Annotated in this window: 12 protein-coding genes; 2 read left to right on the forward strand and 10 right to left on the reverse strand. The window is 52.0% G+C overall.

Annotation, left to right across the window (positions count from 1 at the left end; all coding sequences use genetic code 11):
• Nucleotides 1-74 precede the first annotated feature (74 nt).
• The 5 genes from OCV31_RS06125 to OCV31_RS06145 all read right to left on the reverse strand — a co-directional run bounded on the left by OCV31_RS06125 (nt 75) and on the right by OCV31_RS06145 (nt 5,285).
• On the reverse strand, nt 75-821 hold the full coding sequence (locus tag OCV31_RS06125; RefSeq protein ID WP_267303837.1) for a TVP38/TMEM64 family protein: 747 nt from the start codon (nt 819-821) through the stop codon (nt 75-77).
• Nucleotides 822-835: 14 nt separating this feature from the next.
• A complete protein-coding gene (locus OCV31_RS06130; RefSeq protein ID WP_148473467.1) occupies nt 836-1,534 on the reverse strand; it encodes a GTP pyrophosphokinase in 699 nt (232 codons plus the stop codon).
• Nucleotides 1,535-1,569: 35 nt separating this feature from the next.
• Nucleotides 1,570-2,949 carry a radical SAM protein gene (locus OCV31_RS06135; protein WP_148473469.1) on the reverse strand — a complete coding sequence of 460 codons (1,380 nt, stop codon included), beginning with the start codon at nt 2,947-2,949 and terminating at the stop codon, nt 1,570-1,572.
• Between the two features lie 2 nt (nt 2,950-2,951).
• Nucleotides 2,952-3,491 carry an HdeD family acid-resistance protein gene (locus tag OCV31_RS06140; RefSeq protein WP_148473471.1) on the reverse strand — a complete coding sequence of 180 codons (540 nt, stop codon included), beginning with the start codon at nt 3,489-3,491 and terminating at the stop codon, nt 2,952-2,954.
• 162 nt (nt 3,492-3,653) lie between these two features.
• Nucleotides 3,654-5,285: a putative manganese-dependent inorganic diphosphatase gene (locus OCV31_RS06145; RefSeq protein ID WP_148473473.1), complete on the reverse strand. Its 1,632-nt coding sequence runs from the start codon at nt 5,283-5,285 to the stop codon at nt 3,654-3,656.
• Between the two features lie 227 nt (nt 5,286-5,512).
• Between OCV31_RS06145 and OCV31_RS06150 the strand changes: the two genes are divergently transcribed.
• Nucleotides 5,513-6,001: a hypothetical protein gene (locus OCV31_RS06150; RefSeq protein ID WP_148473475.1), complete on the forward strand. Its 489-nt coding sequence runs from the start codon at nt 5,513-5,515 to the stop codon at nt 5,999-6,001.
• Between the two features lie 93 nt (nt 6,002-6,094).
• On the opposite strand, the gene OCV31_RS06155 is transcribed toward OCV31_RS06150, so the two are convergent.
• Both OCV31_RS06155 and OCV31_RS06160 read right to left on the reverse strand, forming a co-directional pair.
• Nucleotides 6,095-7,330, reverse strand: a complete 1,236-nt coding sequence (locus OCV31_RS06155; RefSeq protein WP_148473477.1) for an FprA family A-type flavoprotein — start codon at nt 7,328-7,330, stop codon at nt 6,095-6,097.
• A gap of 17 nt (nt 7,331-7,347) precedes the next feature.
• Nucleotides 7,348-9,276, reverse strand: a complete 1,929-nt coding sequence (locus OCV31_RS06160; RefSeq protein ID WP_148473479.1) for an acyl-CoA dehydrogenase family protein — start codon at nt 9,274-9,276, stop codon at nt 7,348-7,350.
• Nucleotides 9,277-9,825: 549 nt separating this feature from the next.
• On the opposite strand from OCV31_RS06160, the gene OCV31_RS06165 reads away from it, so the two are divergent.
• Nucleotides 9,826-10,785, forward strand: coding sequence for an L-lactate dehydrogenase (locus OCV31_RS06165; RefSeq protein ID WP_148473575.1), 960 nt, complete (start codon nt 9,826-9,828; stop codon nt 10,783-10,785).
• A 107-nt stretch (nt 10,786-10,892) separates the two neighbouring features.
• Here the strand turns inward: OCV31_RS06165 and OCV31_RS06170 are convergent, their stop codons facing one another.
• From OCV31_RS06170 to glgD, 3 genes are read right to left on the reverse strand one after another with little or no spacing between them, the layout of a single operon-like run.
• Nucleotides 10,893-13,019 (reverse strand): alpha-amylase family glycosyl hydrolase, encoded by a 2,127-nt coding sequence (locus OCV31_RS06170; protein ID WP_148473481.1) that lies wholly within the window; start codon nt 13,017-13,019, stop codon nt 10,893-10,895.
• Nucleotides 13,016-14,437, reverse strand: a complete 1,422-nt coding sequence (locus OCV31_RS06175; RefSeq protein WP_148473483.1) for a glycogen synthase — start codon at nt 14,435-14,437, stop codon at nt 13,016-13,018. The genes OCV31_RS06170 and OCV31_RS06175 overlap by 4 nt, the downstream gene beginning before the upstream one ends.
• A complete protein-coding gene (glgD, locus tag OCV31_RS06180) occupies nt 14,434-15,561 on the reverse strand; it encodes a glucose-1-phosphate adenylyltransferase subunit GlgD (RefSeq protein ID WP_148473485.1) in 1,128 nt (375 codons plus the stop codon). Before glgD ends, OCV31_RS06175 begins: the two co-directional genes overlap by 4 nt.
• Nucleotides 15,562-15,570 lie beyond the last annotated feature (9 nt).

The raw sequence follows: 15,570 nt of genomic DNA on the forward strand, positions 1-15,570 counted from the left end.
TAACATCTTTTTTATGAAAAGGCAGTATTGTTTTGCTCTCACTCCACATTATTTTTTCACGGACTTTGCCTGCATCAGTCTTCCGATTTTCCGTCGCTTTTCCCCTTATTCAAAAAGTACACGGCGGCGATGGCGGCGGCTGAAATGGCGATTTTTATGAGCATGAGGAGAATGAAGGGCTTGGACAGGGGATTTAAAATCACATCCCCCAAAAGGGTGTTGGTCACCACGCCGATGCTGCACCCGATCAGTGACGCCGTGAGGTAGGTGATGTAGGGCGTCTTGGAGGCGCCGAAGTAGAAACTTAAAATATCGCAGGGAAACCAGCCGATGAGCCTGACGATAAAATTGGCGAAAAACTCGTTTTTCTTTTGAAACTCAAGGACTTTTTCTATTTTCGGGTAATTGGCCGTAATGTAGTCGATTCCTTCGCCGCCGGCCCAGCGCCCGAGGATGTAGGGGATGGTCAGGGTAATGGCCAGGCCCACGTAGCTGATGCACACCGCCTTTACGGGCTGAAACAAAAGGCCGCTCGCCAAGTACAGCGACGGCAGGGGGATGACCACGGAAAGGCTTTTGATGGCGAAAAGAAGCCACAAAAACCCCGCCGCTCGGGCGGAGTTTCCTTCCACGCCGGCGGTGAGGCTTTCGATGGTTACATGTTCTTTTACGCTGAGAAAAATAGCGATCAGGGCGATGGCGAATGAAATAACGGCGACGATTTGTACTTTTTTAAACTGCGCCTTCATGACAGATGTATCGGCCGCGTTATTTTCCGCTTTCTTTTGCGTCTTCTTTTCGAATTTCTTAAACAGTGCCACGCCCCGTCCTCCTTTTACAAATCGCGATTTCCTTCCCACACCATACCGTACAGGCGCTCCATCCGCGCATCCATGGCCGCTCCCATTTCCGCGCATTCGTTGAGTTCTTTTTCGATAAAGTCCGAATCGGGCAAGTCTTTTTTGTAGCGAATCGTCTGTTCCAAGCTGGCCCACCAGTCCATGGAAATGGTTCTGAGTTGCACCTCCACCTTCATGGTTTTCTTGTGGTCGTGGAGAAAAATGGGGATCTCCACGATTAAGTGGAGGCTGCGGTAGCCGTTGGCCTTCGGGTGTTTGATGTAATCTTTTTTCTCGATCAGGCGCACGTCGTCTTGCTTTAAAAGGGCCTCGGCCAAGGTGTAAATGTCCGAGGGGAAGGAGCAGATCACCCGCACACCGGCGATGTCGTGGAGATTTTCCTCGATGCTCTCCACGGTGAGAGGATAGCCCTTGCGTACCATCTTCTCCCGAATGCTCTCCGGCGTCTTCAACCGGGTGCGAATGGATTCGATGGGATTGCGGTCGTCGCGCATGGAGAGCTCCTCGCTTAAGACCTTAAATTTCATCTCCACTTCCATCATGGCGCAGCTGTAATAGCTCATAAGTTCCTTGTAGGGCTGAATGGATTTTCGCACCATGGAGGAGATTTTTTGATTCTGGAGTTGTTCCAAAAAGTGTACGGTGAGTCGATTGTATAGGTATTCCGGTTCCATTCCGTCTCCTTTTTTATCGGCGCCCTACCCCCGGCTTATTTTCCTTCCGCCTGCTTTTCTTCCTGCCACAGGCGATCGGCTACGGGCTTCCAGCTGCTTGCATAGCCTTCGCATTTGCCGCAGAGGTGTTCCGCCGATTCCGGCGACTGGAGATCCGTGGACACGGCGCCGGTTTCTTTTACCAGGCGCTGAAGAATTTCCGGATTTTCCAGCATGGGACAGGGGCGCAAATGATTGTCGTTAAAGGGTTGATTGTCGTGGTATGCCATAAACAGCGGGCTCTTCAAAATCTCCAAGAGGGACGAATCGTGAATATTGGCATTGGAGTAGTGAATAAACACGCAGGGTTCCGCGTCGCCGTTGGCGTTGATGTGGAAGTAGTTTCGTCCGCCGGCGATGCAGCCGTCCATGTATTCCCCGTCGTTTTGGAAGTCCATGGTAAAGAGGCCTTCCCCATGGGAAAGATTGCGGATGGCCCGAATGCGATTTTTCGTCGCCACCCGTTGTTCGGGAGAGGGCAAAAGTTCCACCGACGCGTCGTTGCCTACGGGCATGTAGTGGAAATACAGGGCGTAGCGACAGCCTTTGTCCACCATGAGCTGAATAAAGTCTTTATCCGTGACGGACTCGCAGTTTTTCGAGGTGTAGCAAATGGAGGTGCCGAAGATCAGGCCGTTTTTCTTCAGGCGGTCCATGGCGGCCATGACTTTTTCATAGACCCCCTCACCTCGACGCAGGTCGTTGACTTCCGGCGAGCCTTCCAAGCTGATGGCCAGCATTAAATTGCCTACCCGCTTCATTTCTTCGCAGAAGGCATCGTCCACCAAGGTGCCGTTGGTAAAGGCCAGGAATTGACAGTCGCGGTGCTCGTCGCAAAGCTTAATAATATCGTCTTTTCGCACCAAAGGTTCGCCGCCGGTAAACATGTAGAAATGAATCCCCAGCTCCTTGCCTTCTCTCACCACTTTGGTCAAGTCGTCGTAGCTCAGATTTAATTTGTTGCCGTATTCCGCCGCCCAGCAGCCGGTACAGTGGAGATTACAGGCACTGGTCGGGTCCATTAAGATGAGCCAGGGAATATTGCATCCGTGCTCTTTTCGCATGGCGTGCATGGTCTTTGTGCCGGAAAGCATGGCTTCAAAACCCAGGTTTAATACCGTGGTCTTGACCACGTTGGGATCCAATTCGTCGAAGGCGCGGTTTAAGTAGCCGTTCAAGGCGGTGTTTTCGTCGCCGACGAGCCCGCGAATCCAATCGTAATCCAGGGCGAGCTCGTCGCCTTCCATGAATTTTTCCATGAGGTCCACGAGCTTCAGCATTTCCTCGTTTCGATCCTTTTTATTGACTTTCTTTAAAATAACATCGACGCCGAGTCCGGCTGCTTTTCGTGCCGATGCGTGTGTTAATTTACCCATATTTACCTCCTAAAGGTGGAAACGGTGCACTGCACAACGAAGAGATTGAGCAGACCATCGATCATTAAGTTTAGCCCCACCAACATGACCAGGGCTCCCGTGGCTTGGGTCGGCTTCATAAAGAGCAAGACCCCGCAGGCGGCGGTCAACAAAGCCATAATCAACAGCATGCGCCAGCGCCTGATGCCCATGCGCCGCGCATCCAAGGCCGTTTGCACCCTGAGCAGGGCATCCAGAATCATAAACAGGCCGATTGCGATGACGACGATGTCCAGAAGCTGATTCGTCCGAAACAGCATGACCAGCCCCAACAGGGCCGAGGCGATGCCCATGGCGAAGTCGAACTGAAAGGCAAGCTCCATGGAATCCGGCGAGAAGTAGCCCACCAGCTTGACGATGCCGAAGAGCACGAGCAAGACGCCGATGATCTTGAAAAAGACGTCGGCGGCCATGTTCGGCCATATTAAGAGCATGGCACCTAAGAAAATCAGCCCGACGGAAAACAGGGTGTACATTTGCCTAACTTTTTTTAATCGTTTCATTGACTCACCTCCACCTTTATCCTATCTATAAAAGCCCCGTTTTCGTACATGCAAAAAAGACAAAGTGTTCGAAATCTAAACACTTTGCCTTAATTGTCTTATAAATTTAGTAATTTACGCCCTTTTTTCATTGGCACGGAGGAAAAATCCGCCCCGCTTCCCTTAACGGCTTTCGCTCACGGCGGCGCCGAGCTTGGGCACCATTTGCTTCTTTCGGGACAGGAGCCCTTTTGCCGTAAATTTGTCTCCTTCAAGGGCCGCGCCGAATTGCCGGGCCAGGGCTTCTTTAAAGTCGCCGACGACGATGACCTCGGAAAGCTCGCTGAAAATGTCGGTAATCATTAAGACGTAAGACGACGCATCTTCTTTTTGAATGTAAGCCTCCATGGCCGCCTTCAGCTCCGTTTCCACCGAGGCGATGCTCTCTAAATCCATGGTAAAGATCTGGCTTATACGCACCACTCGTCCGTCGAAGGTAAAGTTTTTTACGTCGGTATTTAAGAGCTCTTCCGGCTTTTTCCCTTCCAAACCGGTGCCTGCTTTGAACATTTTCATGGCGAAATCCTCCACGTCCAGGGCGGCGATTTTGCTCATTTTATCTAAAATGTAGCGGTCTGTGGCTGTGGACGTGGGGGAGCGGAACAGGAGCGTGTCGGAAATAATGGCGGCGCACAAAAGCCCGGCCACGCGCTTCGACGGCACGATGCCGTTTTCGAAATACATTTTCGAGACGATGGTGGCGGTGGAGCCCACGGGTTCGTTTCGGAAGTAAATAGGCGATGCGGTCGCCACATTGGCCACTCGGTGATGGTCCACGATCTGCAGAATTTCCGCGCTGTCCAAGTCGTCGATGGATTGATTGCGCTCGTTGTGATCCACGAGAATGATCTTCTTCTTTAAATCCGTAATCAAATGGTAGCGGGAAATGCTCCCGATGACCCGATGTTTGTCGTCTAAGACGGGATAGGAGCGGAAGCGGGATTCCGCCATTTTCTCCCGCACCTCGTCGATTAAATCGTCTTTATGAAAGACCACCAGATTTTCTTTCGTCATGACGTGGCCGATGGGCACGGCCTGAGGCAAAATCCGCGCCACCATGAAGGTGGAAAGGCCCGTAGAAATCACGGCCACATTTCGCTCTTTCGCCAGGGCCAACAGGTTCTCGTCCAATTCAGTGGAGATGGTGAGAATCAAAAGGGAGACATTTTTCTCAATGGAGGCCTTTTGATCGTCCACGTCGTCGCCGACGATGACCACGTCTCCTTCCTCGATAAGGTTTTGATTCTTAATGGCTTTAATGGCCATCTTCCCGGTCAGAGGCCGCGGCACCTCCGGCAAATGGAGCCACCGGCCCTTTAAAACGTCCTTGATATTTTCCAGGCCCGTGTCCGAGCGGCCCATGATGCGATCGTCCCAAATTTCCATGTAGGAAGCGGCGATATTCGAAAGGCTAACGATACCGACTAAATTTTCCTCCCCGTCCACCACGGGCAGAGAAGACATATTGTTTTTCTGCATAATTTCCATGGCGCCGGCCATGGAAAGTTCGGGATTCACGCAGTAGGCCCCGTCCATATCCAGGTCGCGAATTTGCGGCGTAATGGACGTCTTGAGCCGCGGCGCCTCCACGCCGAAGTAATTCAAGACGAAGGCCGTTTCCCGACTGATTTCCCCTAAGCGAATGGGCTCCGCCTGATGGCCCGTTTTGTTTTTCAATTCCGCCAGAGCGATGGCCGATGCGATGCTGTCCGTGTCCGGATTCTTGTGTCCGGTAATGTAAATTTTATTCTTCATAAACCCTCCAAGTTCGGCTATTATACCACGATTTTTTCTCCCTTCGCCGCGAAAAAATCCCCTTGGCGGGAAAATTTCCACAACAAAAAAGCCCGATCCGCCACCGGGGGCGCGTGATCGATAAAGCCATCATTCACTAATATATAGTATAATTGAAAAATAAGGATGTGCATCGCCCTTTAAAATTTCGTCCCGTCAACTTTTCATGGAACATTCGGAGGTCTTCGATGAAAAAAAAGATTTTTCTTGCCGGCATCATTCTATCCGCCATCTTATTGATCCTCGTGGAATCTAATCCGAATAAAAGGGTGCGCATGAAAGAGGTCAGGCAATTTACAGAAACCATGTGCCTGTCCGACGAACATATAAAAGATTTAAAGTTCTACTTTCGAAGGCCCACTTTGAGGGCGGAGATGGTCTATGAGGGTCCCTTGGAAAAAGAAAAACTGATCTCCATTATGAAGGATTTTAAGGACTTAGTCGATGTGGAATTCATGCAAAAAATCGGCGATAACTATTGGGACGGCGCTCGACCCTCCGATTTTGAGTTGTACATTTATTCCGACAAAGATAAAGAGGGAAATGATTACGATTACTTGATTTACAGTCAATACAATAAGACGTACAGATCCGATGAAAATCCCGACAATATTGACGGCTATAAGACTTGGACGATCTCCGGCGCAGAAAATGAAGGGGTACTATATAAGGATTAAATCGATCAGAACCACCGCCATCCGGTGGTTTTTTTCATGGAAAAGCACACAAAAAAGCCCGACCCCGCAGGATCGGACTTTTTAATCTAAAGTTTATGCTTGTGCTTTTTCTTTTTCTTCCTTGATTTTTTCGAAGGATTCCATAATGGAATCAGCCAAGGCATCCAATTCTTTTTCCGTGGAGTCGTTCAGGGAAGAAGTAACGGTGACTTCGCCGCCCAAGGTATCCATGAGTTTCATGTTCTTGTCCAGGAATTCTTCCATGAGGGTACCGGCTTGGGGTGTCCATGTGCCGTTTTCGATAATGCCGACGGTGCGGTTTTGCAGGTTCAGCATGCGAATTTCGTCCAGGAATTGGTGCATAACGGGATAGATTTCCAGGTTATAGGTTACCGATGCCAAGACGATGTGGCTCAGGCGGAAAGCTTCCGATACCAGGTAGCTGACGTGGGTTTTGGACACGTCGTACATGTGGATGTTGGTCATGCCCCGTTCGCAAAGCTTGGTAGCCAGGCATTGTGCGGCGTATTCCGTGTTGCCGTACATGGAGGCGTAAACCAAGAGCACGCCGTCTTCTTCCGGTTCGTAGCGGGACCATTTGTCGTATTTTTCGATGAAGTAGCCCAGATCTTCTCTCCAGACCGGTCCGTGCAAGGGGCAGATCATCTTAATGTCGATGGTGCCGGCTTTTTTCAGAAGGTCTTGAACGTGGGGGCCGTACTTACCGACGATGTTGGTCAGGTAGCGGCGGGCGTCGTCGATCCAATCGCGATCGAAGTTCACTTCATCGGCAAAGAGCTTGCCGTCCAATGCGCCGAAGGATCCGAAAGCGTCGGCGGAGAAGAGGACGCCGTTGGTGGTATCGAAGCTGACCATGGCTTCAGGCCAGTGAACCATGGGCGCTGCGACCCAGGTAATTTCGTGTTGACCGAAGCTCATGGCGTCTCCTTCGGCTACTTCGATTTCCTTGCCGTCGACGTCAAATCCGAATTGGCGCATCATCATGAAGGCCCGTTCGTTGGAAATGACTTTGGCGTTGGGGTAGCGAATCAACACTTCGTCCAGGGATGCGGCGTGGTCCGGTTCCAAGTGATTGATGATTACATAGTCCAGATCTCTGCCGTCCAAGACGTGTTCGATGTTGTTTAAGAATTCCCGGCATACAGCCCAGTCTACCGTATCGAAGAGGACGGTTTTTTCGTCCATGAGCAGATAGGAGTTGTAGCTGACGCCGCGGGGAATCGGGTGAATATTTTCAAACAGGTGCAGGCGGTGTTCGTTGGCGCCTACCCAGTATAAATCTTCGGTTACTTTTCTTACGGTATACATTACTTACCTCCTAATGCTTATTTAAAGGTACGGTCTTCGGGGAAATCGACCTTGATGAAATTGTCTTTTTCTTCGCCGCATTTCGGGCAGATGTATTCTTCAGGCAATTTGTCGAAGGGCGTTCCTTCTTCGATTTCGCTTTCTTCGTCGCCGCGTTCGGGATTGTATTCGTAGCCGCAGCCTTGGCAGACGTAGATGTCGTCCTTCGGTGCAGTCTTTCTCGGTTTGGAACGTTTCATCTTGACCATTTCAGGTGCTTCGCCCTTGCCTTCCGTACCCAGTGCTTCGATAATCAGAGGCGCAACTTCTTCGATGTCGCCGACGATGCCGTAGTCGCAGTTTTTGAAGATCATGGCGTTGGGGGCATTGTTAATGGCCACGATGGTGGCGGCGTCTTTAATGCCCTTCAAGTGTTGGCCGGCACCGGAGATACCGCAGGCTACATAAAGGTTGCCGCGGAATTTTTGACCGGACATACCGACGTAACGTTCGATAGGAAGAACCTTGTCGGTTTCTGCGACGGGACGGGAAGAACCGATGGCGGCGCCGAATGCGCGTGCCAAATCTTCGGCCAGTTCTTTGTTTCCGTTAAAGCCTTTACCCATGGAGACCACCCGTTCGGAGTCGACGATGGGCGTCATCAAGTCGATGCCGACGCTGAAGTCGTAACCGTCTTTTTCCAGAGCGGCGATGAGGTTCTTGACGTTTTCTTCTTGATTGTCGCTGTCGAAAATTTCTTTCTTGCGCACGCCGGTGATGGGGCCTTTGCCCGCTTTCTTCTTGCCGCCGCCGGAAGAACGTGCGGCCTTGCCGATAATATTGGCTGCGATGACGACGCGTTGAATTTCGTTGGTACCTTCGTAGATGGTGGTAATCTTCGCATCTCTGTAAGCGCGTTCAACTTCCATGCCCTTCATGAAGCCGCTGCCGCCGTAAATTTGCAGGGCGTCGTTGACCACTTCGAGGGCGATGTCTGAGGCAAACATCTTCGCTTCAGCTGCTTGGAGGCCATAGCGTTCGCCGTTGGTCTTCATTTCAGCTGCACGATAGACTAAGAGACGTGCGGCGTCGATCTTCGTGTACATGTCGGCGAGCTTAAAGGAAATGCCTTGATTGGCTGCCAAGGGTTGACCGAATTGAATCCGTTCCTTGGAATAAGCCAGGGCGTGTTCGTAAGCCCCTTGAGCGATACCTAAAGCTTGTGCGGCGATGCCGATGCGGCCGCCGTCCAAGGTGGCCATGGCGATGTTGAAGCCCTTGCCTTCTTTACCTAAGAGGTTTTCTTTCGGTACGCGGACATTGTTGAAGTGAAGTTCCGCCGTGGTGGAGGAACGAATGCCCAATTTGTCGTAGTGATCGGAAAAGGTGAAGCCTTCGAAATCTTTTTCTACGATAAAGGCACTGATGCCGTGGGTGCCGATGCCCGGTGTGGTAACGGCAAAGACGACGTAAGTGTCTGCGGCAGGCGCATTGGTGATGAAAATCTTTTGGCCGTTTAAAATGTAGTGATCTCCGTCTAAAACAGCGGTGGTTTCCGTTTCACCGGCGTCGGATCCGGCATTGGTTTCCGTCAAGCCGAAGGCGCCGAGCTTTTCGCCCTTTGCCAAGGGAAGCAGATATTTTTGTTTTTGCTCTTCCGTTCCGAAGTGATCGATGGGATAAGTACCCAAGGAGGTGTGCGCCGATAAAATAACGCCGACGCCGCCATCCACGCGAGCCAGTTCTTCTACGGCAATGGCGTAGGAAATGACATCGGCTCCTGCGCCGCCGTATTCTTCGGCGGTGGGAAGACCCATAATGCCTAAATCAGCCATTTGGGCGACGATATCTTCCGGGAATTTGTTTTCGCGGTCAAGCTCAAAAGCGACCGGTGCGACAACGGTTTCCGCGAACTCGCGAACTTTCTTTCTAAGCGCCTCGTGCGCTTCATTGGTTTTAAATAACATATTTCCTCCTTGCAATCAATGACAGAGACGACAATGGATACGAACGGCCGAGAATAAGCCGGTACAGAAAACTGCACCTCTTGTGTATAGTTTTACTATAGCACAGGCTTTTACCGTTGTAAAGGCATTCCACCTTTTGTTTTTTCGAAAAAATACAAAATTTCCCGATTATTTTCGCCCGTTCCCAAATCATGTATTAAGAAGTTACCCCACGACCTTGAATTTAAGCGGTCTTTTTTATAAAAACCGCGGAATCCGAAGACAAAAAGAAAACTTTTTCTCGAAGGCGCCCCATTTATTATTTCCCTTTTTTCACTTCATAAATACAAAATCCATCGTTCGGAAAAAATTTATCGACATTGTACTTTGCATTTTTCCCTTAATTTACGTGATTATTACCCATTTTTTATTTATTATTTTGTCGACCTTATTATTTCTCCCGAAAAGTAAATTTTCCGTTTTTCCCCTTCCCTTTTTGCCTTTCGCCGTCTATAATAAAAATTAATTGAAAAGATAATAACGATTCAGGAGGTTCTTCACATGAGCAATATGATTCAAAACCCGAACGCAAAAGTAATTCTCGTCGGCGACGGTTCCGTCGGCTCTTCCTTCGCATTCGCCATGACCTTAAAGGGCCTGGGCCGCGAACTGGGCATCATCGACGTGAACACGAGAAAGGCCCAAGGCGACGCCATGGACTTAACCGCCGCCTTGACCTACAACTCCGCAAAAACCATTTACGCCGCCGAATACAGCGACTGCTCCGATGCGGACATCGTCGTACTTACCGCAGGCGCACCCCAAAAACCCGGCGAAACCCGCTTGGACCTCGTTCACAAGAACCTGGCCATCGTGAAAGATGTCGTGGAACAAATCATGGAATCCGGCTTCAACGGCATCTTCCTCGTCGCCGCCAACCCGGTGGACATCTTGACCTACGCCGTACTCAAAATCTCCGGCTTCCCGAAAGAACGCGTTATCTCTTCCGGTACGTCCTTAGACTCCGCTCGCTTCTGCGACGAAATCGCTCGCTACCTGGATCTTGATCCCCGCGACGTTTCCGCCAGCATCATGGGCGAACACGGCGACACCTCCTTCCCCTTATGGAGCCAAGCTTCCATCGGCGGCCGCCACATCGACGAATGGCTCGCCGACAAAACCGATGACATCGAAGGAGCCAAGAAGAAAATCTACACCGACGTTCGCGACAAGGCTTACCACATTATCGACGCCAAAGGCGCGACCTACTATGGCGTCGCCACGGTCCTTGCAAAGATCTGCCGCATCATTATCGAAGACTCCCACTCCATTATTACCGTGGGCGCTTACCTTGAAGGCGAATACGGCTGCGAAGACATCTACATGGGCACCCCCGTCGTTCTGAGCCGAAGCGGCATCCAAAAAGTAATCGAAGTTCCCTTGAACGAAAAGGAACAAGAACAAATGCAAACTTCCTACAAGGCATTGAAGGAAGTTCAAGACCAAGGCATGGCAAAGCTCGGTTTCTAATCGAGCCACATACGACTCCTTAGAAAATGAAAAAGCGTCCCGCGGGGCGCTTTTTTTATATTAAAAATCAAAAAACGAGCACCGAATGATGCCCGTTTATTCGACTTCTATTCTATTACAATGAAGCTTTTCCCAGGGACAATGGCTTCGTGAAGTGCCTCCTCGGTTTTTCCTTTTTCGCCGAAGATGATTTTGTATTCTCTTTCATCCAAGCCCTTTATCTCTTTCGCCTCGTCGGTGCCGTTGACGGCAAAGATGCGGCCTTCATTTTTTATAAGGATAAATCCCGCCTCTTCGCCCAAAATTTCGTGTCGAGAAAGATCCGTCTTGTGCCGGAGCTCGATAAGATCTTTGACATAACTCGCCAAACTTTTTTTCGCAAGAAGTTCTTCCCAATGAAGGGCCACGGCGGATGCGGGGCCGTTGTAGGGATTTTCTTTGTAGCGGCGACGCAGGTATTCGTCGCCTTCTGTGAAGAGCACGGGGCCCGGGGTTAAGAGGAGCACGGCGAAGGCCAGCTTGGCGACCCGCTCTTTATCTTCTTCCGATGCGTCCATGGCCTCGTCCAGAAAGTCCCCGAGGACGAGGTCGTCGTGGCAGGAGAAGTAGGCCAGGTTGTTTGCGTGCTTGCCGCCCCCCGAAAGGGCGCTCATGAGGTGATCTTGGGCGGAAAAATCGCCGCCGATCCAGCCCATGGTCTTTGAAAAGCTGTCGCCTCTCAAGCCGTTTCGGTAATCGTCGTCGAAAAAGGCCGTGGCCCTATCCTCGGTCTTCAACCGCAGGGATTCGTCCAGTGCGCTTTCAGCGGCCATCCAGGGCTCGCCGTAGAGAAGGGCATTGGGATTTCTTTCGTAGACGGCGTCCTCGATTTCGGCCATGGTCTCGTCGTCCATCAGGCCGCAAAGATCGAAGCGAAAGCCGTCCACGCCGAGTTTTTGAAAGTACTCGATGCTGTCTAAAATCAGTTTTCTCATGTGGGGCTCTTCCGTGGCCACTTCCGTGCCCGTGCCGCTGCCGTTTGAAAGTGTGCCGTCTTCGAAGCGGCGCACGGCATAAGGATTTAAGCGGGCCACGGAGGATTTTTCTCCCAGGTACAAATGATTGTACACCACGTCCATGACGACGCCGATGCCGGCGGCGTGGGCGGCGCGAATCAGCTCCCCAAAGCCCGTGAGGGCCGATGCGGGATCGGCGGAGTTTTCGGCATAGCTGTTTTCGAGGGCGAAGTAGTGGTCGGGATCGTAGCCCCAATTGTAATTGGCCTCGTCTCGTTTCGATTCGGCCTCTTCGAAGACCGTGAGGTAATTGTGCACGGGCATGAGGTGGATGTAGTCCACGCCGAGATTTTTCAAATGATCGAAGCCCACCGGCGTACCCTCAACGGTTATGGAATCCGCCAGGGCGCAGAAGGTGCCCGGCGAAGCCTCTGTCTCCAGCTCGTAGGTAAAGTCCTTTACGTGAAGTTCGTAGATCACGGGATGTTCTTTCTTCTCCACGTAGTCCTCGGAGAAATAGCTTTCGATGCCGTCGAAGGCGTAGCCCCGCCTGCCGTTCAGCGAAAGGGCCTTGGCATAGGGATCCACGAATTCTTCTTCGCCGTCGCCGAAATTGTAGTAGACAGGGAGGCGCGCCATGGGAATCTGGACGTAAAAGGTGTCTTCCCGCTTTTCCATGGAGATGCGGATCCGGTCCATGGTAAATTCATCCTCGTAAAGGTAGAGGGCCATGGCTTCTTTTTCCGGGGCGTAGACGTGAAATTCGTAGCCCACGTCGGGGGCCTCCTCTTCTTCTTTTCTGAAGCGCCGCAGGTCGCGGAAAAGATTCACATCTTTTACCACTGAAGCCCCCATGGCCGCCATAGCCGCCGCCCGATAGGGATCGTCCGTAAGGTAAATATCCGGCAGCACATCTTCCGGCACGACTTTTATTTTGTGCCCGGCGGCAAGATCCCGATTGATCTCTTCATCTTCCGCCCCTTCCGCCGCCACGACCACGTCGGGCACGTCCAGAGTGGGACGCTTTTTCAGGGCATCGTAGAGAGCGCGGGCGCTTTTTTTCAGGCTCTCGATTTTTTCCTCATCGCAGCCGACCACGACGGCCTCGGGATTGGGATAACCCCATTCTTTTTTTCGAATCCCTTGCCGCTTTTCGGCGAGCCGGGCCTTTAACTTTTCCACGTCACTTTTTATGGCTTTTTCGATTTTCCGCGCCAGGGCATCTTCCAGGGCACTCATTTCTTTTCCCTCGTAGATGTATAGAGTTCGCGGTAGGCCGCCGCAGATCTCTTCCAGCTGAAATCTTGGGCCATGGCGCTTTTTCGGTGGAGCGCGTCCACAGGCCTGTGGTAATCGGCCAATGCCCGGTCTACGGCATTTAAAAGATCCCATGCCTCCGTCCGCTTAAATGTGTAGCCGCCGCCACGCCCCGCTTCGTCGAAGGGAATTACCGTGTCCGCCAAGCCGCCGGTTTCCCGCACGACGGGAAGATTGCCGTAGGTCATGGCGATCATTTGGGCCAGGCCGCAGGGCTCCGTCAGAGAAGGCATGAGGAAGAAATCCCCGCCGGCGTAGATGCGATGGCTCGCCGCGGAATCGAAGGCGATATGCACGGCGCAGTTGTCATGGATCCAGGCCAGGGCGCGAAAACCCTCTTCGATGCGCGCATCCCCCGTGCCCACCACGAGAAGGTCCAGATCTTTTTTCAGCAGCTCTTCCGCCGCGTCCAAAACCAAATCCATGCCCTTAATGTCCACGAGGCGGCTCACGATGGTAAAGAGGGGGCGATTCCCGGGCACCAAGCCGTATTCTTCCTTCAGGGCCTTTTTGTTTTCCGCCTTCTGTTCCAAATTCTCCCCGTCGTAATTTTTCACGATCAAAGGATCCGTCGCCGGATCGTATTCCTCGGTGTCGATGCCGTTTTGTATCCCCGCCATTTTGTCTTTGTGGCGGCGAATGAGCCCGGCCATGTCCAATCCGTAGGCGGGATCTTCCAGCTCTCGGGCGTAGGTTTTCGACACGGTGGTCACGGCGTCGGCAAATTGAATCCCCGCCTTCATAAAATTCACCCCGTCGTAATACTTCACGCCCTCTTCCGTAAAGTACTCCCGACTTAAATCGGCGTAGGAAAAGACGGCCTCGTCGAAGACGCCTTGGTAGTTTATGTTGTGAATGGTGAAAACCGTGGCGGTCTTCGAAAAGCGCGGATCTCCCTTGGCGAAATCCTTCACGTAAAGGGGCACGAGGCCCGTGTGCCAGTCGTTGGCGTGAACCACGTCGGGCACCATGTCTAAATAGGCCATGAGCCGCACGCAGGCCTTGGAGAAAAAGGCGAAGCGGTAGCCGTCGTCGTCTTCCCCGTAGACTTTGTCTCTGAAAAACATATCCCGGTCGTCGATAAAGTAGTAATCCACGCCCTTTTCTTTGAGATGCAGGACGCCCATGTACATGTCCGCGCCGCCCATGTGGATGTAGTCGAAGCCCATGTAGTCCATGGCGGCCTTGTATTTCTCGGGAATCTGCCCGTAAAGGGGCATAATCACCGACACAGAATCCCCGGGCCCTTTCACGGCCCCCGGAAGAGCCCCCATGACATCGGCCAGGCCTCCGGTCTTTAAATAGGGGTGCACTTCCCCTGCGCAATAGACGATGTTCATCGGCTTTCACCGATTTTCAAATTCTTTTCCAGGACGTAGGGGGATTGAGCGGAGCCGATAAGGTGTTCTCCTTCGCCGACGACGACGTTTTTGTCCAAAATGGCATTGACCACCACGGCGTCTTTTTCGATGCGGCACTTCTGCATAATAATGGAATTTTTCACCACGGCTCCTTCTTCGATGACCACGCCGCGGAAGATCAGGGAGTTGGTGACGGAGCCGTCGATAAAGGCCCCGTTAGCGGAAAGGGAGTTGACGGACTCGCCGGTTTTCGTGTAGAAGGTGGAGGGTTCGTCCTTGGTCTTGGTGTAGACCCGGCCGCCTTCGTAAAAAATTTCGTCGAAGTAGTCGGGATCCAAAAGACGCATATTGGCGTCGTAATAGGATTTCACACTGTCGATTTTTTCGAAGAGGCCCTCGTATTCGTAGCCGATAATGCGGAGTTTCTTCTTGTAATTGAAGAGCACATCTTCCATGGTGGAGATGTCTCCGCGCTCCAGGGCCTTTCGCACCAAAAGGGTGAAGATGTCTTTTTTCAGAAGAATCATGTTCATGTAGAGGCTCACGGTTTTGTCGCTGCCGAAGTGGTAGCCCAAGTTTTCCAGGCCGCCCTCTTCGTTAAAGAACAAGCTCTGTGCCCCGGCGTAGGCCATGGCCTCGTCTTCCACCTGCTTGTAGACCACGGCGGCGTCGGCATCTTCGGCGAGAAGTTTTTCCTGAAGGGCGGTGAGGTCCACTTTCGTCAAAATCCCCGGGCGCATGTAGAGGACGTACTCTTCCTTGGCCCGCTCGTAGAAGTTGGCGGTGGATTGAAATTCCGCCATTTCCCCGTACTTGTTCAGCTCGTCTTCGCTGATCGTGGGCGGAAAGAGAAACAGACCGTTGAAGCGGCGATTTAAATTCCACGGCACCCCCATGTTCAAATGGTCCATGTAGGAGCGGATCTTTTTTCCCGTGTAGACGGCCACGGAGCGAATGCCGTGGGCGGTCATATTAGAAAGGGGCAAATCGATGAGACGGTAGCGGCAGCCATAGGGCAACATGGATATATTTCTGGAGCGGGTCAAGCTGTCGAAGGCCGAATCGTCGTAGGTCGGCGCAATAATTCCCAGTGTCGAATACATAAGTCCCTC

The organism is Aedoeadaptatus acetigenes (assembly GCF_025566985.1).
Classification (GTDB): domain Bacteria; phylum Bacillota; class Clostridia; order Tissierellales; family Peptoniphilaceae; genus Aedoeadaptatus; species Aedoeadaptatus acetigenes.